General features: G+C 65.2%; 24 protein-coding genes. 10 read left to right on the top strand and 14 right to left on the bottom strand.

All coding sequences use genetic code 11. The features are described from left to right. Positions 1–69: 69 nt before the first annotated feature. Entirely contained in the window at positions 70–552 is a 483-nt protein-coding gene (locus tag QF040_RS29495) for a GreA/GreB family elongation factor (protein WP_429613905.1), read from the bottom strand. A 412-nt stretch (positions 553–964) separates the two neighbouring features. Here QF040_RS29495 and QF040_RS29490 point away from each other — a divergent pair, with 412 nt between their 5' ends. Next, a complete protein-coding gene (locus tag QF040_RS29490; RefSeq protein ID WP_429613904.1) occupies positions 965–1,474 on the top strand; it encodes a DUF1993 domain-containing protein in 510 nt (169 codons plus the stop codon). A gap of 117 nt (positions 1,475–1,591) precedes the next feature. On the opposite strand, the gene QF040_RS29485 is transcribed toward QF040_RS29490, so the two are convergent. Further along, positions 1,592–2,527 (bottom strand): LysR substrate-binding domain-containing protein, encoded by a 936-nt coding sequence (locus tag QF040_RS29485; RefSeq protein ID WP_429613903.1) that lies wholly within the window; start codon positions 2,525–2,527, stop codon positions 1,592–1,594. A gap of 120 nt (positions 2,528–2,647) precedes the next feature. Between QF040_RS29485 and QF040_RS29480 the strand changes: the two genes are divergently transcribed. The 7 genes from QF040_RS29480 (at position 2,648) to QF040_RS29450 (ending at position 10,004) form a co-directional block, all read left to right on the top strand. Further along, positions 2,648–3,613, top strand: a complete 966-nt coding sequence (locus QF040_RS29480) for an alpha/beta fold hydrolase (RefSeq protein ID WP_429613902.1) — start codon at positions 2,648–2,650, stop codon at positions 3,611–3,613. 111 nt (positions 3,614–3,724) lie between these two features. Further along, a complete protein-coding gene (locus QF040_RS29475) occupies positions 3,725–4,516 on the top strand; it encodes an SDR family NAD(P)-dependent oxidoreductase (protein WP_429613901.1) in 792 nt (263 codons plus the stop codon). Positions 4,517–4,738: 222 nt separating this feature from the next. Continuing rightward, a complete protein-coding gene (locus tag QF040_RS29470) occupies positions 4,739–5,338 on the top strand; it encodes a TRAP transporter small permease (protein WP_429613900.1) in 600 nt (199 codons plus the stop codon). Beyond that, positions 5,335–6,633 (top strand): TRAP transporter large permease, encoded by a 1,299-nt coding sequence (locus QF040_RS29465; protein WP_429613899.1) that lies wholly within the window; start codon positions 5,335–5,337, stop codon positions 6,631–6,633. Before QF040_RS29470 ends, QF040_RS29465 begins: the two co-directional genes overlap by 4 nt. A gap of 46 nt (positions 6,634–6,679) precedes the next feature. Then, entirely contained in the window at positions 6,680–7,717 is a 1,038-nt protein-coding gene (locus QF040_RS29460) for a DctP family TRAP transporter solute-binding subunit (protein ID WP_429613898.1), read from the top strand. A 252-nt stretch (positions 7,718–7,969) separates the two neighbouring features. Then, positions 7,970–9,028: a nucleoside hydrolase gene (locus QF040_RS29455; RefSeq protein WP_429613897.1), complete on the top strand. Its 1,059-nt coding sequence runs from the start codon at positions 7,970–7,972 to the stop codon at positions 9,026–9,028. Positions 9,029–9,188: 160 nt separating this feature from the next. Next, positions 9,189–10,004, top strand: coding sequence for a class I SAM-dependent methyltransferase (locus QF040_RS29450; protein WP_429613896.1), 816 nt, complete (start codon positions 9,189–9,191; stop codon positions 10,002–10,004). A 101-nt stretch (positions 10,005–10,105) separates the two neighbouring features. Here QF040_RS29450 and QF040_RS29445 read toward each other — a convergent pair whose 3' ends face one another. The 6 genes from QF040_RS29445 to QF040_RS29420 all read right to left on the bottom strand — a co-directional run bounded on the left by QF040_RS29445 (position 10,106) and on the right by QF040_RS29420 (position 16,097). After that, on the bottom strand, positions 10,106–10,843 hold the full coding sequence (locus QF040_RS29445) for an amino acid ABC transporter ATP-binding protein (RefSeq protein WP_041942767.1): 738 nt from the start codon (positions 10,841–10,843) through the stop codon (positions 10,106–10,108). 39 nt (positions 10,844–10,882) lie between these two features. After that, complete coding sequence (locus tag QF040_RS29440; protein WP_013539317.1) at positions 10,883–11,572, bottom strand: amino acid ABC transporter permease; 690 nt, start codon at positions 11,570–11,572, stop codon at positions 10,883–10,885. A gap of 1 nt (position 11,573) precedes the next feature. Next, on the bottom strand, positions 11,574–12,305 hold the full coding sequence (locus tag QF040_RS29435; RefSeq protein WP_093441603.1) for an amino acid ABC transporter permease: 732 nt from the start codon (positions 12,303–12,305) through the stop codon (positions 11,574–11,576). Between the two features lie 91 nt (positions 12,306–12,396). After that, on the bottom strand, positions 12,397–13,296 hold the full coding sequence (locus tag QF040_RS29430) for an amino acid ABC transporter substrate-binding protein (RefSeq protein WP_013539315.1): 900 nt from the start codon (positions 13,294–13,296) through the stop codon (positions 12,397–12,399). A gap of 179 nt (positions 13,297–13,475) precedes the next feature. Then, complete coding sequence (locus QF040_RS29425) at positions 13,476–14,930, bottom strand: aspartate ammonia-lyase (protein ID WP_013539314.1); 1,455 nt, start codon at positions 14,928–14,930, stop codon at positions 13,476–13,478. 174 nt (positions 14,931–15,104) lie between these two features. Beyond that, positions 15,105–16,097 carry a LysR substrate-binding domain-containing protein gene (locus QF040_RS29420; protein WP_429613895.1) on the bottom strand — a complete coding sequence of 331 codons (993 nt, stop codon included), beginning with the start codon at positions 16,095–16,097 and terminating at the stop codon, positions 15,105–15,107. 61 nt (positions 16,098–16,158) lie between these two features. Between QF040_RS29420 and QF040_RS29415 the strand changes: the two genes are divergently transcribed. Further along, positions 16,159–17,601: an amidase gene (locus tag QF040_RS29415; protein ID WP_429613894.1), complete on the top strand. Its 1,443-nt coding sequence runs from the start codon at positions 16,159–16,161 to the stop codon at positions 17,599–17,601. Between the two features lie 108 nt (positions 17,602–17,709). On the opposite strand, the gene QF040_RS29410 is transcribed toward QF040_RS29415, so the two are convergent. After that, positions 17,710–18,648 (bottom strand): 2-hydroxyacid dehydrogenase, encoded by a 939-nt coding sequence (locus QF040_RS29410; protein ID WP_429613893.1) that lies wholly within the window; start codon positions 18,646–18,648, stop codon positions 17,710–17,712. 46 nt (positions 18,649–18,694) lie between these two features. Beyond that, positions 18,695–20,530, bottom strand: a complete 1,836-nt coding sequence (locus tag QF040_RS29405) for an ABCB family ABC transporter ATP-binding protein/permease (protein ID WP_429614711.1) — start codon at positions 20,528–20,530, stop codon at positions 18,695–18,697. Between the two features lie 41 nt (positions 20,531–20,571). On the opposite strand from QF040_RS29405, the gene QF040_RS29400 reads away from it, so the two are divergent. Beyond that, positions 20,572–20,997: an acyl-CoA thioesterase gene (locus QF040_RS29400; RefSeq protein ID WP_013539309.1), complete on the top strand. Its 426-nt coding sequence runs from the start codon at positions 20,572–20,574 to the stop codon at positions 20,995–20,997. A 109-nt stretch (positions 20,998–21,106) separates the two neighbouring features. Here the strand turns inward: QF040_RS29400 and QF040_RS29395 are convergent, their stop codons facing one another. From QF040_RS29395 to QF040_RS29380, 4 genes are all read right to left on the bottom strand, one after another. Further along, positions 21,107–22,264, bottom strand: a complete 1,158-nt coding sequence (locus tag QF040_RS29395) for an ABC transporter substrate-binding protein (RefSeq protein WP_429613892.1) — start codon at positions 22,262–22,264, stop codon at positions 21,107–21,109. A 146-nt stretch (positions 22,265–22,410) separates the two neighbouring features. Continuing rightward, positions 22,411–23,175, bottom strand: coding sequence for an enoyl-CoA hydratase (locus tag QF040_RS29390; RefSeq protein ID WP_429613891.1), 765 nt, complete (start codon positions 23,173–23,175; stop codon positions 22,411–22,413). Positions 23,176–23,221: 46 nt separating this feature from the next. Then, positions 23,222–23,815 carry a 2-hydroxychromene-2-carboxylate isomerase gene (locus tag QF040_RS29385; RefSeq protein ID WP_429613890.1) on the bottom strand — a complete coding sequence of 198 codons (594 nt, stop codon included), beginning with the start codon at positions 23,813–23,815 and terminating at the stop codon, positions 23,222–23,224. A gap of 34 nt (positions 23,816–23,849) precedes the next feature. Next, positions 23,850–24,599 (bottom strand): SDR family oxidoreductase, encoded by a 750-nt coding sequence (locus QF040_RS29380; protein WP_429613889.1) that lies wholly within the window; start codon positions 24,597–24,599, stop codon positions 23,850–23,852.

The raw sequence follows: 24,599 nt of genomic DNA, 5'->3' as shown, positions 1-24,599 counted from the left end.
CCCCGGCCTTCGACCTCCTCCTTGATTTCGCTGCGCAAGGCACCCCATCGGCGTGAACTCGCTTGCGGCTCAATGAACCCGCAGCACCTCAAACTGCCGTCGGGTCAGAGCCACCTGTATCGACACCTCATCACCCTCGCATTTGCCCAGCATGGCCCTGCCCAAAGGTGCTTCGCTGCTGATGACCTGAACGAGCTGAGCGCCGCTGACCAACGTCATGCTGCCCCCATTCGGACCAAGGAAAAGCTGTTGCTGCTTGTCGTCGGAATCGACCAGGCAGACCAGCGCGCCGAGCTGTATACCTTTGCTGGCGTCGTAGGGACGCGGGCGGAATTGGCGCCAATTGGCCATCGCCTGGCGGATCGCTTCGGCGCGCCGAGCTTGGCCGGTGGCCAGGTAGGCGGCTTCGAGTCCCAAGGTGTCGTATTTGTTTTCGGCGACGTTCTCTTCGTGAGTCGCCGTTTCATGGGCCGCCCGCATTGCCTGTTCGGCTTGCAGCAGGTCTTCAGCGAGCCGTTCCAGCACCTGCTGTTGCAGCAAGAATTTATCCATGACGAAAGGTCGGCATCTCGAGCAAGCGGGGGGTAGGTTTTGAACATGAAGGGCTCCAGAACCCTTCGACGCTTATGTTTGTTGGCTGCAGGTTAACTTCAGCTCAGCTATGGGCCCACCCGCGCCGTTCGCTGCCTGGTGTCGAACGGCAGCAGACAGTCAATCTGAAGCGTGCGTACGCGAAGGACAGCTGTGCAGCGATCGCGGTCTGTGTCGTGCGTCTGCAATTGGCGTCCGCTTCTTGCTGGTGAACTGCCCTCGAACGCGGCTGCTCCGACTACCAGCGGGAAGAAAAGCTGGCCACAAAAGCGGGGCGATCCGGTTCGCCCTGTGCTGTTAGCCTTACATGGTCGGCAGGGCCTCTGCCACGCCAACTCCGGCCATCGCGCCCAATTTTAGAAGTGAACTCACCATGACCAGCCCGCTGTACAACGCCTCCGTTCCCGTCCTGCAGCAGATGCTGCGCGCCCTGTCCGACGTGCTCAAGAAGGCCGAAGACCACGCGACGCAAAAAAATATCGATCCCAATGCGCTGCTGCAGGCGCGGCTGTTCCCTGACATGTTTCCGCTGGTACGTCAGGTACAGATCGCCGCAGACTTCTCCAAGGGCATTGCCTCCCGCCTGGCTGGTGCCGAGATGCCGTCCTGGCCCGACACCGAGGTCAGCTTCGCCGACCTGCAAGCGTTGATCGCCAAAGCCTTGGCCCATATCGGCTCCTTCAAGTCGGAGCAATTTGATTCAAGCGAGAGCCGCGAGATCGTATTGCGCCCCGGCACCCCCAAGGAAAAGAAGCTGACCGCAGGCGCATATCTTTTGCACTATGGACTGCCGCAGTTTTTCTTCCACGTGACCACCACCTATGCCATCTTGCGCCACAACGGTGTTGAGATCGGTAAGCGCGACTACATGGGTGCCTACTGACCCAAGACGGACAGGATTTCAGCCACTCTGGCCACTGCCGCTCGATAGCAACTAGAGCCTCCGCTATCGCCCAAAGCGGAAATAGCCGCAGCTCAAAATCGGACGCGCCGAGGGCTTTTAGATCGGCTCTGTGTGCACCGCTTCCGCCCCGCCTTTCACCAGCGGCGACGCTTGAAGAGCATCGACCAGAAAGTCGACCATCACCCGCACCTTGGCGCTGAGATGCCGACGGCTTGCGTAGATCGCCAGGATGTCGACGGGCGGCATGTGATAACCGGGCATGACCTCGACCAACCGTCCGGTGCGCAAGTCCTCTCCGATCACGAAGCTCGGCTGCCAGATGACGCCGGCACCGGCGAGCGCAGCGGCGCGGGCGGTTTCGCCATTGTTGGCGCGCAGGGCCCAGCGCACGCGCACGGAGTCCAGCGACCCCCCGGGGCCGGCGAACTGCCACTCGTCGGAGGTCGCACCGTATGTGTAGCCGAGGCACAAGTGGCGCGACAGGTCTGCCGGTACCTGGGGCATGCCATGGCTTGAAAGGTATCCCGGGGAGGCGCAGACCAGGTTCTGCGAGCGACCCAGCCGGCGCGCGATGTGGTTGCCCGACGAGGTCCGAGAAATGCGAATGGCCAGGTCGTAGCCCTCTTCGACGATGTCGACCACGCGGTCGATGAGCGCGACGTCGAGCTCGACATCAGGGTACTTCGCCATGAACTTCGGCCACAGCGGCGCCAGCACGAGGCTGCCAAAACTCAGTGGCGCGTTGATGCGCAGACGCCCCCGCGGCTGGAGGGAGGCGGTGGTCGCCAGCGCCTCGGTCTCCGCGACTTCTTCAAGGATCGATTTTGCGCGGTCGAACAATGCTTCGCCGCCTTCGGTAAGCGACAGGCGGCGCGATGTCCGGTTGATGAGCCGCGTACGCAGGTGCGCTTCCAGCTCGTTGACGTAGCGCGTCACGTTGGCCGGCGAGGTGTCCAGCGCATCGGCCGCCTTGGTGAAACTGCCCCGCGCCACCACGGTGACGAATACCTCGTAGGCACGCAATCGGTCCATGGCACCACTTCCAATCATTCATAAAAGCTGAATGAGTAAACCACTTTTGGCCTCTTTCTGGAAGCGAAGCTGAACCATAAATTCAGCTCATCCCAGAAACCGAAAGAAAGGAAGTTCAACATGACCGACGCCGATCTCACCCCCGCCGCCCCCTCTGCACCGACCCGCCGTGCGCTGCTTGGCGGTGCCGTCGCCGTGGGCGCCGCCCTGAGCATGGGCCGCGCCGCGCACGCGGCTCCTGCCGTCGACACGGTGCCGGGCTTCCGTTCGGGCAGTGCGGAAGTCAACGGCGCCCGCATCCGCTACCGCATCGGCGGCAGCGGGCCGACCGTCGTGCTGCTGCACGGCTATGCCGAGACCGGGCACATGTGGAACCCGCTGATGCCGTTGCTGGCGAAAACACACACAGTGGTGGTGCCCGACCTCCGAGGCGCCGGTAACTCATCGAAGCCCGAGACGGGCTACGGCAAGAAGAACATGGCCGTCGACATCCACGAGCTTGTGCGGTCGCTGGGCATTCGCAGCGTCAGCATCGTCGGCCACGACATCGGCCTGATGGTGGCCTACGCGTACGCCGCACAGTTTCCTTCGGAGACCGACAAGGTGGTGCTCATGGACGCCTTCCTGCCCGGCATCGGCGCATGGCAGAACGTCTGGCTCCTGCGCGACCTGTGGCATTTCCATTTCCACGGTGCGACGCCGCTGGCGCTCGTGAAAGGGCGGGAGCGCATCTATTTCGAGCACTTCTGGAACGACTTCGCGGCCGACCCGAAGCACTCGGTTCCCGAAGCCGACCGCCAGTTCTACGCCAGGGCCTATGCGCAGCCCGGTGGCATGCGTGCAGGATTCGAATATTTCAAGGCCTTCGAGCAGGATGCGGCCGAGTTCGCCGAACTGGGCAAGACGCCACTGCCCATGCCGATGCTGGTGCTCTCCGGTGAAAAGGCCGGCGGAACCTTCCTGATCGAGCAGGGAAAGATGGTCGCGACCCATGTGCAGGGCGTGATCGTCAAAGGCTCCGGCCACTGGTTGATGGAAGAGGCGCCGGAGCAGGTCATTCCGGCCTTGGTCAACTTCCTGGGCTAGCAGGAAAGCTTGCTGGCCCAGCATGGGTAGGAGGGGTCTTGCCACCCTGCGGGCGGCACGCGCAGCAGAACTCAGCGAACATGAACGTCGAATCAACCCAGGAGAATCAAGATGGATCTGCAACTCGATGGAAAGCTCGCCCTGGTGAGCGGAAGCACCGCCGGCATCGGCTATGCGATTGCTCGCACGCTGGCCGAGGAGGGCGCAAGCGTGATCGTGAACGGCAGATCGCAGGCGGCGGTCGACGAAGCGGTGGACCGCATCCGCTCGGAAACACAAGGCACGGTGCTCGGCTATGCCGGGGACCTTAGCCGGGCGGACGTCGCGGAGGAAGCGGTGCGTCGTCACTCCGGCATCGGCATCCTCGTGAACAACCTGGGCATCTTCGAGGCCAAGGCCTTCGAAGATATTCCAGATGAAGACTGGCAGCGCTTCTTCGACGTCAACGTGCTGAGCGGCGTTCGCCTCTCGCGCTTGGTGCTGCCGCAGATGAAGCGGGCGAACTGGGGCCGGATCATCTTCATTTCGAGCGAGAGCGCCGTGCAGATACCGACCGAGATGATCCATTACGGCATGACGAAGACCGCGCAACTGGCAGTGTCGCGCGGTCTTGCGGAATCGCTCGCCGGCACGAACATCACGGTGAACAGCGTCCTTCCAGGACCGACGAAATCGCGGGGCGTCGGCGACTTCGTGGAAGGCATGGCGCGCTCGAGCGACAAGAGCTTCGAGCAGGTCGAGGCGGAGTTCTTCGACCACGTGCGCCCGACCTCGCTGATCAAGCGCTTCGCCTCGCCGCAGGAGGTGGCGTCGCTCGTCGCCTACGTGGCAAGCCCGCTCGCCTCGGCGACTACGGGTGCGGCCCTTCGCGTCGACGGCGGTGTCGTCAAGAGCGCCTTCTGACCAACGCTTGATCGATAGAGGCACGGCCGTGCAGCATGACGAACTACGCGATCACGTGCCTTTGCCAAGCCCCGAAAGAGAGAGCCCAGCTAAGGAAACCCCCGATGCATGAATGGTCATCGACCCTCTAGCATCGGCGGCTGCTCCCCCTGTCGAGGTGTACGGACCGCGTCCCGGCGTCCGCCCGGTGACATGGCGCCTGCCTCACCTGCCCTTTCTGCGATGACAACTCCTCCCGAGTCCGGCCCCACGCTGGACGCCGCCAGCCCCCTCCCCCCCGACATCCAAGCCGCCGACGAACCCACCAAGGTGCCGCTCGCCATCGAAGACTGGCTCACCGTCATCATCATGGGCGCGCTGGCGCTCATCACCTTTGCCAACGTGCTGGTGCGCTACTTCACCAGCTCGTCGTTCGCGTGGACCGAGGAGTTCTCGGTGTTCCTCATGATCATGCTGGCGCTGGTGGCCGGCTCGGCCGCGGTGGCGCGCGACCGGCACATCCGCATCGAGTACTTTTCGGAAAGCGGCTCGATGGCGCGGCGCAAGCGCCTGGCGCAGTTCGGCGCGCTGATGATCGCCATCCTCTTCGGCCTGATCGGGGCGCTCAGCATCCGCATGGTGTGGGATGACTACCGCTTCGAGGAAACCACGCCCGGCATCGGGCTGCCGGCCTGGTGGTATTCGATCTGGCTGCCGATCGTGTCCTTCGCCATCGCGGGGCGCGCCATCGGCCTCATGGTGCGGCGCGGGCGCAAGACGAACTACCAGTCCGACGGCAGCGACAGCAACAGCACCAACAACATCAAGGGCGACGTCAAGTGATCGCCACCCTGCTCTTCGTCGCCTTCGTGCTGATGATGCTGGTGGGCGTGCCCATCGGCGCCGCGCTGGGCCTCGCAGGCGCCGCCTGCATCGCACTCGCCAACAGCAACGCCCAGTGGTTCGGCCTCCTGGCCGTGCCGCAGAACTTCTATGCGGGCCTGGGCAAATACCCGCTGCTGGCCATTCCGATGTTCGTGCTGGTCGGCTCGATCTTCGACCGCTCGGGCGTGGCGCTGCGGCTCGTGAACTTCGCGGTCGCCATCGTCGGGCGCGGCCCCGGCATGCTGCCGCTGGTGGCGATTGCGGTTGCGATGTTCCTCGGCGGCATCTCGGGTTCGGGGCCGGCCAACGCCGCCGCCGTGGGCGCGGTGATGATCGCGGCGATGTCGCGCGCCGGCTACCCGGCCGCGTTCTCGGCGAGCGTGGTGGGCGCCGCGGCGGCCACCGACATCCTGATTCCGCCCTCGGTCGCGTTCATCGTGTACTCGGTGCTGGTGCCCGGCGCCTCGGTGCCGGCGCTGTTCGCAGCCGGCATGATCCCGGGCGTGATGGCCGGCTTGGCGCTGATGATCCCGGCCGTGTGGCTCGCTCGCAAGCACAAGATGGGCGCGCTCGAAGCGACGCTGCCGCGCCCGCCGTTCTGGAAGAGCTTTCGCGAAGCGATCTGGGGCCTTGCGGCGCCGGTGCTCATTCTGGGCGGCATGCGCGCGGGCTGGTTCACGCCGACCGAAGCGGCGGTGGTGGCGGTGTTCTACGGCCTCTTCGTGGGCATGTGCATCCACCGGACGATCAAGGTGCGCGACCTCTTCGTCATCTTGCGCGAATCGGGCGAGCTCTCGGCGGTGATCCTGCTGGTGGTGTCGCTCGCGGGCATCTTCGCGTACTCGCTCTCGACGCTGGGCATCATCGATCCGGTGACGCGGGCGATCGTGAATTCGGGCCTCGGCGAATACGGCATCCTCGCGCTGCTGATCCTCTTGCTCATCACCGTGGGCATGTTCCTCGATGGCGTGTCGATCTTCCTGATCTTCGTGCCGCTGCTTTTGCCGATCGTGCAGTACTACAAGTGGGACCCGGTGTGGTTCGGCGTGATCCTCACGCTCAAGGTCGCGCTCGGCCAGTTCACGCCACCGCTTGCGGTGAACCTCATGGTCTCGTGCCGCATCGCCAAGGTGCGCATGGAAGAGACCGTGCGCTGGGTCGGCTGGATGCTGTTCTCGATGTTCGTGGTGATGGTGCTGGTCATCGCCTTCCCCGAGCTTGCGCTCTGGCTGCCGCGCAAGCTGGGCTACTGATTTTTTCGTTCCGTATTTCGTTCCATCTACAAAGAGGAGACCTTCCATGAAATTCCGCCGCACCCTGCTGGGCCTCGCTGCTGTCGCCGCCACGCTCGGCCTCTTCTCGACCGGCGCGATGGCGCAGGCCGCCTACAAGCCCGAGTACAAGATGTCGCTCGTGCTCGGCCCGCCCACGCCGTGGGGCCAGGCCGGAAAGATCTGGGCCGACCTAGTGAAGGAGCGCACCCAGGGCCGCATCAACATCAAGCTGTACCCGGGCGTGTCGCTCATTCAAGGCGACCAGACGCGCGAGTTCAGCGCGCTGCGCCAGGGCGTGATCGACATGGCCGTGGGCTCGACCATCAACTGGTCGCCGCAGGTCAAGCAACTCAACCTGTTCTCGATGCCCTTCCTCATGCCCGACTACGCGGCCATCGACGCGCTCACGCAGGGCGACGTGGGCAAGGAAATGTTCAAGACCCTCGACAAGTCCGGCGTGGTGCCGCTCGCCTGGGGCGAGAACGGCTACCGCGAAATCACCAACTCCAAGAAGCCGATCAAGTCGCCCGAAGACATGAAGGGCATGAAGATCCGCGTGGTCGGTTCGCCGATCTATTCGGACATGTTCACCGCGCTCGGCGCCAATCCCACGCAGATGAGCTGGGCCGATGCGCAGCCCGCGCTCGCGAGTGGTGCGGTCGATGGACAAGAGAACCCGCTCTTCCTGTTCACCGTGCTCAAGATGCACACCGTGGGCCAGAAGTTCGTGACCACCTGGGGCTATGTGGCCGATCCGCTGGTGTTTGTGGTGAACAAGGAAATCTGGGCGTCGTGGACGCCGGCCGACCAGGCCATCGTGCGCCAGGCCGCCGTCGATGCTGGCAAGCAGGAAATCGCGATCGCCCGCAAGGGCCTCGTGGAAGCCGACAAGCCGGTGCTGAAAGACATCGCCGCCATGGGCGTGACGGTGACCAGCCTCACGCCGGCCGAGCGCGAAGCTTTCGTGAAGGCGACGCGTCCTGTGTACGACAAGTGGAAGTCGACGGTCGGTGCCGACCTGGTGGCGCAGGCTGAGAAGGCGATTGCTGCGCGCAAGAAATAAGTAAGCGGCGTTTTCACAACACCGCAAGGCCTTCGATGGCCTCGCCAAGGCCCCGCTTGCGGGGCTTTTTCTTTGCTGTTTGCGCACTTTCAACTGCAACGAAAATGGCGGGCGAAATCCTTGGTTTGCGGATCGCCCGATGCCCTGTGGCAGAGGCAAAAAACACGCCTTCGATTTCGTGCCGCCGACGCGAAATGCTCTGGCAGACTGGTTTTCACCGCGCGTTTTTTCGCGCTTCAAGGAAGCCAGTTCATGCCTCGCTCTTCGCGTTGGAAAGCCGATCTTTCCTCGTTCCTTCTCGCGGGATTCGCCGCCCTCTTGATGACCACCAGCATCGCCCCGACCGCAGCGCGCGCCGCCGACGCCACCACGGTGCACACGCTCATCATCGACACCGACCCCGGCGCCGACGACGTGATCGCGCTGCTGTTCGCGATGGCATCGCCCGAGACACTGAAGATCCAGGCGCTGACCACGGTGGCCGGCAACGTGCCGCTCGCGAAGACATCGCGCAATGCGCGCCTCGCACGCGAATGGGCCAAGCGACCTGACATCCCCGTCTACGCCGGCGCGCCGCGTCCCCTGCTGCGCACGCCGATCTACGCGGCCGACGTGCACGGCAGCGAAGGCATCACGGGCGTGCAGGTGTTCGAGCCCAAGCAGCCGCTCGCCGAAGGCAACGCGGTCAATTACCTGATCCGCACGCTGCGCGCCGCGCCCGAGAAAAGCGTGACGCTCGCGATGCTCGGGCCCGAGACGAACCTCGCGCTGGCGCTCACGCAGGCCCCGGACATCGTGCGTGGCCTGCGCGAGCTGGTGCTGATGGGCGGCGCGCACTTCAACGGCGGCAACATCACGCCGACCGCGGAGTTCAACGTGTTCGCCGATCCGCATGCAGCGGAGATCGTGTTGAAAAGCGGCGTGCCGATCACCATGCTGCCGCTGGACGTGACGCACAAGATTCTCACGAGCCCCGAGCGCATCGCCAGGCTGCGCGGCCTCGGCAACCAGGCGGGCAAGACGGTCGCCGATATCCTCGATGCCTATGTGCAGCACGACATGCAGTACTACGGCCTGACCGGCGGTCCGGTGCACGACGCCACCGTCATCGCCTACCTGCTGCAGCCTTCACTCTTCAAGGGCAAGCAGGTGAACGTGGAAGTCGACAGCCGCGAAGGCATCGGCTTCGGCCAGACAGTGACCGACTGGTACGGCGGCCTCAAGCGCCCCGCCAACGTCAACTGGATCGCCGAGGGCGATTCGCAAGGATTCTTCGATCTGCTGACGCAGCGCATTTCTCGCTTGCCTTGAGCGGCGCCGCCCCAGGGCGACGTTGACTCGAGTGGTCGGCGCGGCGCACCATGGCGCACCGTCGCCCAAGTCCCAACACGCGGCGGACTCGTTGGGGAGGCCCGCCCCGCTCTGCAGCAGGTGATCCAACACGCCATTTCAGAGCTTTCGAGGAGCTCTCATGGCTGAAAGCGACAAGGTGTTCGCGGGTTCGATCCCGAAGTTCTACGACACGCTGATGGTCCCCCTGATCTTCGAGGCCTATGCCACGGACATGGCTGCACTTGTTGCCGCCTCCTCGCCCGGCTCGGTGCTTGAAACGGCGGCAGGCAGCGGCGTGGTCACGCGGACGCTTGCCCCCAGACTCGGCGCCGGTGCGCGCTACGTGGTGACCGACCTCAACCAGCCCATGCTCGACTACGCCGCCACCCGGCAAGGGGCCAATGGCCGTATCGAGTGGCGGCAGGCCGACGCGCTCGCCCTGCCGTTCGAAGATGCCTCGTTCGATGTCGTTTGCTGCCAGTTCGGCGCGATGTTTTTCCCCAATCGAGTGGCTGGCTACGCCGAGGCGCGCCGTGTACTGAAGCCGGGCGGGCGCTTTGTCTTCAGTGTCTGGGACCGTATCGAGGAGAACGCCTTTGCCGACGACGTCACCAACGCCGTCGCCACGGTATTTCCGCAGGACCCTCCGCGATTCCTGGCCCGCACGCCGCACGGTTATCACGACACCGCACTGATACGCGAGGACCTGAGCCGCGCAGGGTTCACCGACATCGGCATCGAGACGCACGAGAAGCTGAGTCGCGCGCCCTCGGCGCGCGACGTTGCCACCGCCTATTGCCAAGGGACGCCGCTGCGCAACGAAATCGAGACACGCGACGCCAGCCTGCTTCAGCTCGCAACGGAGCGCGCGACGGAGGCGATCGCCAGCCGCCATGGCGAACAGGGCCCGGTGGCCGGCAAGATCCAGGCGCATGTGATCGTGGCGGCGGGATAGCAGGGTTCCGGCCTTCTTCGACAAGGCCTTGCCGGCCCTATGAAAAAAGCCACGCTGCGGAACAGCGTGGCTTTTGTCTTTGCGCCGCAGCAGCGAATCGATCAGTGCTGCAGGATCTTGTTCAGGAAGTCCTTCGTGCGCGGCTGACGGTTCTCAGGGTGATTGAAGAACTCGTCCTTCGCGCAGTCTTCCAGGATCTTGCCGCCCACGTCGATGAAGATCACGCGGCTCGCGACCTTGCGGGCGAAGGCCATTTCGTGCGTGACCACCATCATGGTCATGCCTTCCTTGGCCAGGCTCACCATCACGTCGAGCACTTCGCCGACCATCTCGGGGTCGAGCGCCGAGGTGGGTTCGTCGAACAGCATCACGATCGGGTCCATCGACAGCGCACGGGCAATCGCCACGCGCTGCTGCTGGCCGCCCGAGAGCTGGCCGGGGAACTTGTCCTTGTGCGCCATCAGGCCCACGCGGTCGAGCATCTTCAGGCCACGGGTCTTGGCTTCGTCGGGCGTGCGGCCCAGCACCTTGATCTGCGCGATCGTGAGGTTCTCGGTCACCGACAGGTGCGGGAACAGCTCGAAGTGCTGGAACACCATGCCAACCTTGGAGCGCAGCTTGGGCAGGTTGGTCTTGGGGTCGTGCAGCGGGATACCGTTGACGGTGATCTCGCCCTTCTGGAAGGGCTCGAGCGCGTTCACGGTCTTGATGAGCGTGGACTTGCCGGAACCCGACGGGCCGCACACCACCACCACGTCGCCCTTGGAGATGTTCACCGAGCAGTCGTTGAGCACCTGCACCGGGCCATACCACTTGGAGACGTTCTTGATTTCGATCATTTTTTCGGACATTTCTTTCTCTCCGGTTCAGTCTGCCACTCAGCGAATGATGGCGATCTTCTTGTGGAGGCGCTTCACGAGCCACGACAAGGCATAACACATGACGAAGTACACGACGGCTGCGAGCAGGTAGGCCTCGATCGGGCGGCCGAAGTTCTTGCCGGCGGTCTCGAAGCCCTTGAGCATGTCGTAGGCACCGATGGCATACACCAGCGAGGTGTCCTGGAACAGGATGATGGTCTGCGTGAGCAGCACCGGCAGCATGTTGCGGAACGCCTGCGGCAGCACCACCAGACGCATGTTCTGGCCGTAGGTCATGCCCACCGCCTGGCCCGCATTCACCTGGCCGCGCGGGATCGACTGGATGCCGGCCCGCATGATCTCGGAGAAGTACGCAGCCTCGAACGCGACGAAGGTGATTACCGCCGAGATTTCGGAGCGGTAGTTCGAACCGAGCGAACCGAACAGCGAATAGAACGACGCCGGCACGAGCAGGAAGAACCACAGGATCACCATCACCAGCGGAATGCTGCGCATGCCGTTGACGTAGATGGCGGCGGGCGTATCGAGCCACTTCTTGCCCGACAGCCGCATGAGCGCGAGGATCGTGCCGAAGATCACGCCGCCGATCGTGGCCACCACCGTCAGCATGATGCTGAAGTAGAAGCCCTTGATGACGAAGTTGCTGATGACGTCCCAGTTGTAGAACGACAGGTCGAGATTCATCATGTCAATGACCTCCGCCGCCAGCGCTGGCCGAGACGATGAAGCCCGGCACGCGGGTCTTCTTCTCGATGAACGCCATGAGCCGGTTGATGGCCAGGGCCGACACCACGTAGCACGCTGTCACCGCGAGGTAGACCTCGATGCCGCGCGAGGTTTCTTCCTGCGCCTGCATGGCGAACATGGTGAGTTCGGTGACCGACACGGCGAACGCGACCGACGAGTTCTTGAAGATGTTCATCGTCTCGCTCGTGAGCGGCGGGATGATGATGCGGTAGGCCATCGGCAGGATCACGTAGCGGTAGTACTGCGTGGTGGTGAAGCCCACCGCCATGCCCGCGTAGCGCTGGCCCTTGGGCAGCGCCTGGATGCCCGATCGCACCTGCTCGGCGATACGCGCCGAGGTGAAGAAGCCCAGCGCCAGCACCACCAGGATGAAGCTCGGCACGCCCTTCATCACGGGTATGAGCGCCGGAATGACGTGGTACCAGAGGAAGATCTGCACCAGCAGCGGAATGTTGCGAAAGAGCTCCACCCATGCATTGCCGAACCGCACCAGCCACGGGCTGTCGGGCAGCGTGCGGATGATGCCGATCAACGAGCCGAGCACCAGCGCCACGACCAGCGCCAGCAGCGCCACGGACACCGTCCAGCCCCAGGCCGAGAGCATCCACTGCCAGTAGGTCGGATAGTCCCCCCCCGGGTCCTGCAGGAACACCTGCCAATCCCAGTTTCCCATTTCTTACTCCTTCACCGTCTTCGACAAAACCGTCCCTTGAAAAGAAACGCCCACCGCGAAAGGTGGGCGTCATTCACGCAGCGACGCGCGCTTATTCCTTGGTGACGTACTCTTCCGCGGGCTTGTCGTTCGGGTTCGCCCACGCGTTCTTGGTGGCTTCGCCCAGCGGCAGGTTGATCACGACATTGGCCGGGGGAATCGGCTTCAGGAACCACTTGTCATAGAGCTTGGCGAGCTCGCCCGACTTGGCCTGGGCCTTGATGCTGTCGTCCACGGCCTTCTTGAAAGCCGGGTCGTCCTTGCGGATCATGATGCCGATGGGTTCCACGGCCAGCACGTCCGGCAGGATCTTGTAGTCCTTGGGCGACTTGGACTTGGCGGCGAGCGCGGCCAGGATCGAGCCGTCCATCACGAAGGCGTCGGCACGGCCGGTTTCCAGCAGCAGGAAGCTGTCGGAGTGGTCCTTGCCGTAGACCTCCTTGAAGCTCAGGTTCTCGGCGCGCTTTTGCTTGCGCACGGTCTGCAGCGGCGTGGTGCCGGTGGTGGTGGCGACCGTCTTGTCCTTCAGGTCGGCCAGCGAGTTGATGCCCGAGTTGGCCTTGACGACGATCTTGGTTTCTTCGACGTAGGTGGTCACGCCGAAAGCCACGTCCTTCTGGCGGGTGGCGTTGTTGGTGGTCGAGCCGCACTCGATGTCCACGGTGCCGTTCTGCACGAGGGGAATGCGGTTCTGCGAGGTGACGGGCTGGAACTTGACTTCGAGCTTCTTGCCAGCGGCCTTCTCGAGGTCCTTGATGATGTTGGCGCAGACGTCGTAGTGGAAGCCGGTGTACTGGCCGTTGCCCAGCGTGTACGACAGGCCCGAGGATTCGCGCACGCCTTCGGTGATAACGCCCGAGGCCTTGATCTTGGCCAGGGTGTCATTGGCCTGAGCGAAGGCGCCGCTTGTGGCGAACGCTGCGATTGCCAATGCCATTGCTTGTTTTTTCATACAGAAAACTCCTGAGGGTGACTGAAACAGATACAACTAAATTCTAGACATACATATTTTGCGTGATACCCGGACCAACCCGGTGCATCCGGGGGGCATCCCGCCGTGCGCTGCACCGGGCGCGCGCATCGCGGCGCCAGCGTGGTGCGATCCTGCCTCCTGGCATTGTCCGACTTTCACTAAGCAGCCTTTGTGCCCGAAGGCTCGGCAGCCGGCGGGACCGGTGCGGCGGACAGGCGCACCGGCTGGGTCAGGTTCTCGGGCACCAGCAGCGCCTCCATTTCGGCGCGCGTCATGATCCCGAGCGACTCCGCCACCAGGTCGATCGGCCCGCCCGTGGCGAGCGCCGTCTTGGCGATGAGCGCCGCCTTTTCGTAGCCGATGAGCGGATTGAGCGCAGTGACCAGCGTGACCGATTCGCGCACCCGCTTGGCCAGGAACTCCCGGTTGGCCTCGATGCCGTCCACGCAGTTCAGCTGCAGCGTGTTGCAGGCATTGCCCAGGTGCTTGATGCTCTTGAAAAGGCTCCAGCCCATGATCGGCTCGAAGGCGTTGAGCTGCAGCTGTCCGGCCTCCGACGCCATCGTCACGGTGATGTCGTTGCCGATGACCTCGAAGGCCACCTGGTTCATGACTTCCGGAATCACCGGGTTGACCTTGCCCGGCATGATCGACGAACCCGCCTGCCGCGCGGGCAGCCGGATCTCGCCGAAGCCGGCCTGCGGGCCGCTGGAGAGCAGGCGCAGGTCGTTGCAGGTCTTGCTGAGCTTGGTGGCCACGCGCTTCAACACACCCGAGAGCTGCACGAAGGCGCCCGTGTCCTGCGTGGCCTCGATGAGGTTGGCGGCCTGCTTCAAAGGCACGCCGGTCTGCTCGGCCAGGTACTGGCAGGCGAGGTTGGCATAGCCGTGCGGCGCGTTGATGCCGGTGCCGATGGCGGTGGCGCCGAGGTTGATTTCCTCGATGAGCGCGCGGGCCTCGCCCAGCCGCGCCTCGTCCTCGCCGATCATGATCGCGTAGGTCAGGAACTCCTGGCCCAGCGTCATCGGCACGGCGTCCTGCAACTGGGTGCGGCCGATCTTCAGGATGTCCTTGAACTCGAGCGCCTTGGCCTCGAAGCTGCGGCGCAGCGCGGCCATGGCTTCGAGCAGCTTGCCGATCGCGAACCACAGCGCCAGGCGCACCGCCGTCGGGTACACGTCGTTGGTGCTCTGCGAGGCGTTGACGTGGTCGTTGGGGTGCAGCACGTCGTAGCGCGCCTTCTCGTGGCCGAGCTTTTCGAGCGCGAGGTTGCAGATCACCTCGTTGGCGTTCATGTTGGTCGAGGTGCCGGCACCGCCCTGAATGACGTCGACCACGAACTCGTCGAGCAGCTTGCCTTCGATGATGTCCTCGCAGGCCAGGATGATCGCGGCGGCACGGTCGCGGTCGATGGCGCCCAGGTCGGCATTGGCGCGGGTCGCGGCCTTCTTCACGAAGGCCAGCGCGCGCACGAGGTCGGGCATGGCCGAGATGCGGGTGCCGGAGATGGCGAAGTTCTCGACGGCGCGCGCCGTGTGCACGCCCCAGTAGGCGGCGGCAGGAATCTGCTTCTCGCCGAGGAAGTCGTGTTCAGTCCTGAAATTGGAGTTCATACGGGGTTCCTCGGCTTAAAAAAAAGCACGCGAGTGGCGCGTGCCGGAGAAGGATGCCGTGACAGCAGTGAAAAACTGCCGCGACTGTAGTACCCCAGTGCTCATGGCGCCAATGCTGAATCCGGGGGGCCCCATGCACGGCATTTATAGATTGTGCGGCGCACAAATCCGGTGTCAGAGGGTGGCCGGCTGGGTGCCGACGAGGTACGACCAGAGCGCGTCCGCCGTACGCTTGGGCTGGATGCCTTCGGACACCGCGGCCACCTTGGCAGACCGGCCATTGCCGGTCTTCACAGGCGCGGGTGCGCTCGGCTTCTCGCGGTAGGCGCGGATTTCCATCGTCGCCTCCAGGCTGTCGATCTCGGGCGGCAGCGCGCTCACGAGCTTGCGGGCCTTGATCTCCTTGCGCACCGCGCTCTGCGGCAGGAAGGCGATGCCGTGGCCTTCGAGCGCCATCACCTTCAAGCCTTCGGCCATGTCGGTCTCGTAGACGCGGTCCAGGTGGATGGCCGTGCCCGACTCCTTGAGCAACTGGTCGACCACGCGGCCCAGGTAGGCGCCGGGCGCATAGCCCAGGTAAGGGAGCGGCTGGCCCGGGCGGCCCGGCAGCCGGAAGCGCGGCGCGCCGTCGGCATCGGCCTTGACCCAGGGGGCCACGGTTTCCTCGCCGAGGCTCACCATCTCGTACTTGTTGTTGTCCAGCTGCAGCGGCTGCGAGGGGTGGTGGTAGGCGATCAGCAGGTCGCAACTGCCCTCGACCAGCCGCAGCACCGCGTCGTGCACGTTGAGCGCGATGAGCCGGCTCTTGATCGGCCCGAAGTGTTCGCGCAGGCTGGTCACCCACGAGGGGAAGAAGGTGAAGGCCAGCGTGTGCGGCACGGCGATCTCGATCACGTCCTGCCCGGCGGCCGAGTGGCCCCGCAGCATGGCCCGGGTGCTCTGCAGCGACTGCAGCATCTCGATGGCCTGGCTATAGAGCGTCTGGCCCGCGGGCGTGAGCCGCGTGGGATAGGAGCTGCGATCGACGAGGTCGGTGCCGGCCCAGCCTTCGAGCGCCTGGATGCGGCGGGAGAACGCCGGCTGCGTCACGTGCCTCAACTGGGCCGAGCGGCTGAAGCTGCGGGTCTCCGCCAAGCTGATGAAGTCTTCGAGCCACTTTGTTTCCATGAGCGACGATTATGCGAGCGCCGCGCCATACTGGGCGCCTCCTCCTTTACCCGCATCCGCCATGCCTTCAGACGACCTGCTCGCCCTCAGCGCCACCGAACTCTCGCGCCGCATCGCAGCCCGCGAGGTGTCCTGCAAGGAACTCATGCAGGCCTCGCTGGGCCGCATCGAGGCGCTGAACCCGCGCTTCAATGCCATCGTCTCGCTGCGTGAACCGGAGCAACTGCTGGCCGAAGCCGGCGAGCGCGATGCCGAACTGGCACGCGGCGAACGGCGCGGCTGGATGCACGGCTTTCCGCTCGCGGTGAAGGACCTGAGCCATGCCGCCGGCCTGCCGACCTCGATGGGCTCGCCCCTGTCGCCGCGTTCGCCTTCGCGCACCGACAGCCTGCATGTCGCCCGCATGCGCGCGGCCGGCGCCATCGTCATCGGCAAGACCAACACGCCCGAGTTCGGGCTCGGCTCGCACACCTACAACACGGTGTTCGGCATCACCCGCAATGCCTATGCGCCCGATCGAAGCGCGGGCGGCAGCAGCGGCGGCGCCGCAGTAGCGCTGGCCCTGGGCATGCTGCCGGTGGCCGACGGCAGCGACATGATGGGATCGCTGCGCAACCCCGCCGCCTTCAACAACGTGATCGGCATGCGGCCCTCGCGCGGCCGCGTGCCCGGCGATCCGGAGCAGGAGCTGTTCTTCCAGCAACTGGGTTGCGAAGGGCCGATGGCGCGCACGGTGGAAGACACGGCGCGGCTGCTCGCGGTGCAGTCGGGTTTCGACGGACGCGTGCCGCTGTCGTCGCCGCATGCATTGCCCTCGCCCGACGACATCGTGCTCGAGGGCGATGGCAAGGGCCTGCGCATCGGCTGGCTCGGCAGCATCTGGCCCGAGCTGCCGCTGGCGCCCGGCATCCGCGAACTCGGCGAGAAGGCGCTCGACACCTTCCGCACCATCGGCTGCGAGGTCGAGCCCTGCACACTCGACGTGCCGCGCGAGCACAACTGGAGCGCGTGGCTGCGGCTGCGGCAGTTGCTGGTCGGCGGCAAGCTCGGCGCGTACCTGAGCGATCCGAAGCTCTTCGCGCAGTTGAAGCCCGAGGCGCAGTGGGAAATCGAGCAGAGCCGGCACCTGGATGCGGCCTCGCTGTACCAGGCGTCGCTCTATCGCTCGAACGTGTACCGCGCGTTCCTCAAACTCTTCGAGCGCTTCGATTTCGTGGTGGCGCCGACCGCGCAGGTCTTTCCGTTCGATGCCGAGCTGCACTGGCCTGATGCAGTGGGCGACGTGAAGAGCGACACGTACCACCGCTGGATGGAGATCGTCACGCCCTTCACGCTGGCGGGACTGCCGACGTTGAATGTGCGCGCCGGCTTCGGTGAAGGCGGCCTGCCGATGGGCCTGCAGCTCGCCGGGCCGATCCACGCCGACCTCGACGTGCTGCGGCTCGGGCATGCGTATGACCAGGCCTGCGGCTGGGGCGCGCGGCGCCCCACGGCTCTGGCTTGACTCCCTCCCCTTCCGGGGGAGGGCGGGGGTGGGGGCAAGCGGCGCACCTATCGAGCGCTCTGCCCGCCCCATCCCAGCCTTCCCCCAGAGGGGGGAAGGAGCAAGACATCAGATCGGGGTGAGCACGCCACGCCCCGCGAAATGCCCTTCGGCATTCGCAAGGAAGTGATCCACCGACTTCTGCGTCGCCTCGGGCGACCAGCCCGCCATGTGCGGCGTCAGCAGGACGTTGTCGAGACCCACGAGCGGCTCCGGCCGCTTGGGTTCGCTCTCATACACATCGACGCCTGCACCCGCGATACGGTTCTCGCGCAGCGCGGCGCCCAGCGCCTCGGTATCGACCACGCTGCCGCGGCCGATGCTCACCAGGTACCCCTGCGGCCCGAGCGCGTCGAGCACCTCGGCGTTGACCAGGTGCCTGGTCGCCGGGCCGCCCGGCGCGGCGAGCACCAGGAAGTCGGCCCAGGCGGCGAGCGACTTCAGATCGTCGAAATAGCGGTGCGTCGCGCCTTCGCGGGGCTTCCGGTTGTGATAGCCGATTTCCATATCGAACGCCGCCGCGCGCTTGGCGATCTTCTGGCCGATGGTGCCGAGCCCCAGGATGCCGAGCTTCTTGCCCGACACGTTCGGCGGCTGCGGAATGGCCTCGCGCCACACGCCTTCGCGGCACAGCCGGTCGAGCTTGCGAAGCTCCCGCACGACGCCGATCAGGAGGCCGAAGGCGTGGTCGGCCACGCAGTCGTCGTTGGTGCCGGCGCCGTTGGCGGTCACGATGCCGCGGGCGCGCGTCACCTCGAGCGGCACGCATTCGTAGCCCGCGCCCAGGCAGCAGATCAGTTCGAGCGCCGGCATCGCGGCGATTTCCTCGGGGGCGACGCCGATCACGCCGATGGTGAGCACCGCGCGGAATGCCTTGCCGCGCTCGGCGATGGCGGCCGCGCGTGCGTCGGGGTCGAAGGCGTAGGTCACGTCGTAGACCTCGGCAAGCTGGGCCTGGTGGGCGCTCGAGAGGCTGTTGAGCACCAGCAGGGGAATCTTGGTCGACACGTCTGAACTCCTGGATCGAGTAGAGGAAAAGGGTTGAATGATCGGGCTAGAGCAGAGGCGCCGCTTCGCTCTTCTGCAAAGCCCACATCTGGGCGTAGCGACCTTGCTTGGCGAGCAGTTCGGCGTGCGTGCCGCGCTCGACGATCACGCCGGATTCGAGCACGAGGATCTCGTGCGCATCGACCACGGTCGACAGCCGGTGCGCAATGACCAGCGTGGTCTTGTCCTGCGCGGCGCTCTTGAGCTCCGACTGGATGGCCCGCTCGTTGGCCGAATCGAGCGCCGAGGTGGCCTCGTCGAAGATCACGATCGGCGGATTCTTCAGGAGCGTGCGCGCGATGGCCACGCGCTGCTTCTCTCCCCCCGAGAGCTTGAGGCCGCGCTCGCCCACCGTCGTTTCGTAGCCCATGGGCGTGGCCGAGATGAAGTCGTGAATGCGCGCGGCCCGCGCTGCGCCTTCGACCTCTTCGCGCGTTGCACCGGGGCGGCCGTACGCGATGTTGTATTCGACCGTGTCGTTGAAGAGCACCGTGTCCTGCGGCACGATGCCGATGGCCCGGCGCACGCTCGACTGGGTGACCTCGCGGATGTCTTCGCCGCCGATGGTGATGCGGCCCTGCTGCACGTCGTAGAAGCGATAGAGCAGCCGAGCCAGCGTGGACTTGCCCGACCCCGACGGCCCGACCACCGCCACCGTCTTGCCGGCTGGAATCTCGAAGCTCACATGCTTGAGGATCGGCCGCGCGGGTTCGTAGGCAAAGTTCACGTCCTCGAAGCGGATGGTGGAATCGATGCCGGCCAGGGGCTTCGCATCGGGCGCATCGCGCACCTCGCGTTCCTTCTCCATCAGCACGAACATCTTGTCCAGGTCGGTCAGGCTCTGCTTGATCTCGCGGTAGATCACGCCCAGGAAGTTGAGCGGAATGTAGAGCTGGATCATGAAGGCGTTGACCATCACCAGGTCGCCCAGCGTCATGCGCCCTTCGACCACGCCCGAGGTGGCGCGCCACAGCATCAGCACCAGGCTGATCGCGATCAGCAACTGCTGCCCGATGTTGAGCATGCTCAGCGTGCGCTGGCTCTTGATGGCCGCCTTGCGGTAGCGGTCCAGGCTCGCGTCGTAGCGCTTGGCCTCGAACTCCTCGTTGTTGAAGTACTTGACCGTTTCGTAGTTCAGGAGCGAATCGACCGCGCGGCTCTGGGCCATCGAGTCGAGCTCGTTCATGGTCTTGCGGAACTGGGTGCGCCACTCGGTCACGGTCACTGTGAAGGCGATGTAGAGCACCAGTGCCGCCGCGGTGATCCAGACGAACAGCGAATCGAACTTCACGCCCAGGATCGTGAGCACCAGCACCAGCTCGATGATGGTGGGCACGATGCTGTAGAGCGACATCGAGATGAGCGAGTGCACGCCGCGCGTGCCGCGCTCGATGTCGCGGGTCATGCCGCCGGTCTGGCGCTCCAGGTGGAAGCGCAGGCTCAGCGAATGCAGGTGGCCGAAGACCTCCAGCGCGATCTGCCGCGCCGTGCCCTCGGTGGCCTTGGCGAAGATCAACTCGCGCAGCTCGCCGAAGAGCGCGGTCGAGAAACGCAGGAGACCATAGGCGAGCAGGAGCCCGATCGGCACGATGAGCAGCGCCTGCGCCATGTCCGGCTTGGGCGTCATCGTGTCGATGAGGTTCTTCAGCAGCACCGGCACGCCCACGTTGGCCACCTTGGCGCCCACCATGAACGCGAGCGCGGCCATCACGCGCCACTTGTATTGCCAGAGGTAGGGAAAGAGCCGGCGCAGCGTCGCCCAGTCGGAGCGGTCGCTTTTCGCCGGTGGATGGCCGGAGACGGTGTGGGAAGGAGAGGAAGAGGCTTCGCCGCTGCGGCGCATGAGGGACAATCGTGGTTGTTGTTTGTTGTCAGATTGTGCCCATGTCAGATACTTCCAGTGCTGCCGCCGCAGCGACCCTCAAAAGCCTGCCCACCGACATGGAGCTGGTGCTCAAGGTCATCCCGATGCCGGCCGACTGCAATGCGAACGGCGACATCTTCGGCGGCTGGGTCATGGCGCAGTGCGACCTGGCCGGCTCGGTGATTCCGGCGCGCTATGCCAAGGGGCGGCAGGCCACGGTGGCCGTCAACGAGTTCATCTTCAAGCAGCCGGTGCGGCTGGGCGACATCCTCTCGTTCTATTCGAAGCTGGTGCGCATCGGGCGCACCTCGGTCACGGTGACGGTCGAGGTGTTCGCCGAGCGCTTCCGGGCGCAGGGCGAATACATCAAGGTGACGCAGGCGACGTTTACCTATGTGGCCATCGACGACAACGGCCGGCCGCGCGTGATCGAACAACCCGCCTGAGAACCGAAACCGTTCGGGCTGAGCTTGGCCTGTCCTGAGCTCGTCGAAGGATCGAAGCCTTGCGCCCCCACTTCGACAAGCTCAGTGCGAACGGCTCCGCGGCATCACATCAAACGCCCGGGTCGCGCACGCGCTCGAATCGCTCGAACTCCTGGTTGACCCAGCGCCCATCGCGCCGCTCGGTGCGGCGGATGTAGACGGTCTGCACGATGTCGCGCGTGTGGGCATCGATCTCGATCGGACCGCGCGGGCTTTCGAACTTCAGGCCACGGAAGGCATCGACCAGCCGCTCCCCGCTCAGGGAGCCGCGCGCCGAGGGCGATGCCATCGCCGCATCGATGGCCGCGAGCGCATCGTGCGCCGCCACGGCGAAATAGCCCGGCCGCAGATGGCTGCCGTATTCCGTCTCGAAGACGCCGGTGAAGCGGCGGTTGGCCGGCGATTCATGCGCGAACGAGTAGTGGTGGCTGGTCACGAGCCCGTCGGCCAACTCGCCCATGCCCTGGAGGTAATGATCGTCGGTGGCGTCGCCGGTCGCGAGCAGGCGGATGCCGGTGTCGGCCATGCCACGGTCGCGCCAGAACTTGAGGAAGGTCGCCGGCATCTGCCCAGAGGGCAGGAAGAAGAAGACCGCCTGCGGCTTGAGCTCGCGCAGCCGCAGCATGTAGGCCGAGTAGTCGAGTGTGTTGAGCGGCACCCGCAGCATCGCGCCGACCTGCCCGCCGCCGGCGGTGATGCCCGCGACGAAAGCGCTTTCGGCATCGACGCCCGAGGCGTAGTCGGCCACCACGGTGCAGATATCGCGCAGGCCCTGCTGCATCGCCCAGCGCGCGAGCGGCAGCGTGACCTGGGCGATGGTGAACGAGAGCCGCACGGCATAGGGACAACGCGCCGTGATGCCCGAGGACGCCGCGTTCATCACCACCAGCGGCAGCTTCGCCTGCACGGCGACGGTGCCGACGGCGTAGGCGTTGGAGCTGAAGTCCAGGCCGGCGAGCAGATCGACGCGCTCGTTCTCCACGAGCTCCTGCGCATTGCGGCGCGCCTGCTCGGGCGCGCTGCCCGGCACGTCGCGGCGCAGCAATTCGACGGGCCGCCCCGCGATCTGCTGGTTGTGCGCCGCCAGCCAGACCGACATGCCCGCATCGAACTGCCGCCCGCCGCCCGCATAAGGACCTGACCAGGAACCGATGATGCCGATGCGCAACGGGCGAACCCGCGCGAGGACCACGGAAGGCGCCGCCAAAGTGCCCGCAAGCAAGCCCAAAGTACGCCTGCGCGCGGGGTCGAATGCTACTTTTTCAGTAGCATCAATTGCCCGCTGGCCGGGCGTTTCGGGCGGTCTTGTCTCGAAAACTTGCATGGCAGACAGTGTAAGGGGCCACTGTCTGCAGGCCAACGCGGGAGGAACCCTCAGAGCTTCGAGAAATCGGGCTTCCGCTTCTCCATGAACGCGCCGAAGGCTTCCTTGGCGGCCGGTTCGCGCAGCATGCGGCCGAAGCTCGCGCCCTCTTCGCCCATGCGTTCGAGCACGGCCGGCAGTTGCGCTTTCTTCAGCAGGCGCTTGGTCTCGACCAGCGCGCTCAGCGGCTTGGCCGCGAGCTTGCGCGCCTGCGTTTGCGCGATGCCGTTGGCTTCGGTCGGCGGCACGACGCGGTTGACCAGGCCCACTTCGAGCGCGGCTTCGGCCATGAAAGGTTCGCCCAGCAGCAGCGCTTCGGCCGCGCGGTGATAGCCCAGCATCTGCGGCACGAGCAGGCTCGATGCCGCTTCGGGGCACAGGCCCAGGTTCACGAAGGGCATCGAGAACGCGGCGTTGTCGCCGGCATAGACGAGGTCGCAATGGAACAGCATCGTCGTGCCGATGCCCACGGCCGGACCGCAGACCGACGCGACGATGGGCTTCGGAAAGGTCGCGATGCCGCGCAGGAACCGGAACACCGGCGACTCCTGCGTGGCGGGCGGCGCATTGAGGAAATCGCCGATGTCGTTGCCCGCGCTGAAGATCGTCGGATCGCCCTGGATCAGCACGCAGCGCACCGCCGCTTCGCTCTCGGCCGTGGCCAGCGCATCGGCCAGCTCGGCGTACATGCTGCTGGTGATCGAGTTCTTCTTGTCGACGCGATTGAATGTGATGGTCATCACACCGGCTTCGGTGTGGACGAGGATGTCGCTCATGGGAATGGTCCTTGGGTAAAAACGGTTGCTGCTGTCGGCAGTGCGCTCAGGCGTCGAGGGCTTCGCGCACGAAATCGAGGCGGTCCTGCCCCCAGAACATCTGGTCGCCGACGAACATGGTGGGGGCGCCGAACACGCCGCGCTCCACGGCTTGCTGCGTGACGGCCTTGAGGCGGTCCTTCACTTCCTGCGCGCCGGCCAGTGCGAGCAGGCCCGCAGCGTCGAAGCCCGCATTCTGCAAGACGGCGCCGACCGTCGCCGGATCGTTGAGGTTCCGCGGCTCGACCCACATCGCGTGGTAGACCGCATCGACGTAGGAGCCAAAGCGCGCCGGCTCCTTCATCTGCATGCCGGTCGCACCGCGCATCAGCAGCAGCGTGTTGATCGGGAAGTGCGGGTTGTGCACGAACGGCACACCGTAGCGCCTGGCGAAGCGCTTGAGGTCGATGTTCATGTACGGCCCCTTGGGCTTGATCTCTGCGGGCGAATGGTTGCCGGTGGCCTGGAACACGCCGCCCAGCAGCATGGGCTTCCACACCAGCTCAGCGCCCGTGTCCGCGCACACGTGCGGCAGCTGGGTCGCGGCCAGGTAGGCGGCGGGGCTGCCGAAATCGAAATAGAACTCGACGGTCTTTGTCATGGGTGTCTCCACATCCTGGATCTTTTGGAAAGCTTCAGAACTTCTCGGACCAAGGCCGCAAGTCGAGCTCGTGCGTCCACGCGTCGCGCGGCTGCGAATGCAGCATCCAGTAGCTGTCGGCGATGTGGTCCGGATTCAGGATGCCGTCGCTCTCCTTCAGCGCATAGCGCTCGGGGAAATTGCTGCGGATGAACTCGGTGTCGATGGCGCCGTCGACCACCACGTGCGCGACGTGAATGCCTTGCGGCCCCAGCTCGCGTGCCATCGATTGGGCCAACGCGCGCAGGGCCATCTTCGCGCCCGAGAACGCGCCGAAATTCGCGGCACCGCGCAGCGAGGCGGTGGCGCCGGTGAAGATGATCGTGCCGCGATGCCCGCCTTGCGGCATCTCGCGCGCCACCATACGCTTGGCCACCTCGCGCCCGTTGAGAAAGCCCGAGAAGCACGCCATCTCCCACACCTTGAAGTACTTGCGCGCGGTCTCGGTGAGGATGCTCTCGGGCACGTTGGCGCCGATGTTGAACACCATCACTTCGATCGGGCCGACCGTCGATTCGATCTGCTCGATGAGGGCGACGACCTCTTCTTCCTTGCGCGCATCGCAAGCGAACGCATGGGCGCGGCCGCCATCGGCCTCGATCTGCGCGACCAGCGGCTGCAGCTTGTCGAGGCTGCGCCGGGTGACGCAAGCGGCGAACCCCTCGCGTGCGAAGCGGCGGGCGATGGCGCCGCCGGTGGCATCGCCAGCTCCGACGATGAGCGCGGCTTTCTGCAGAGCGGCCAT

The sequence above is a fragment of the Variovorax sp. W2I14 genome, assembly GCF_050435205.1.
Classification (GTDB): domain Bacteria; phylum Pseudomonadota; class Gammaproteobacteria; order Burkholderiales; family Burkholderiaceae_C; genus Variovorax; species Variovorax paradoxus_C.
This window is presented reverse-complemented; position numbering and strand designations above follow the sequence as displayed.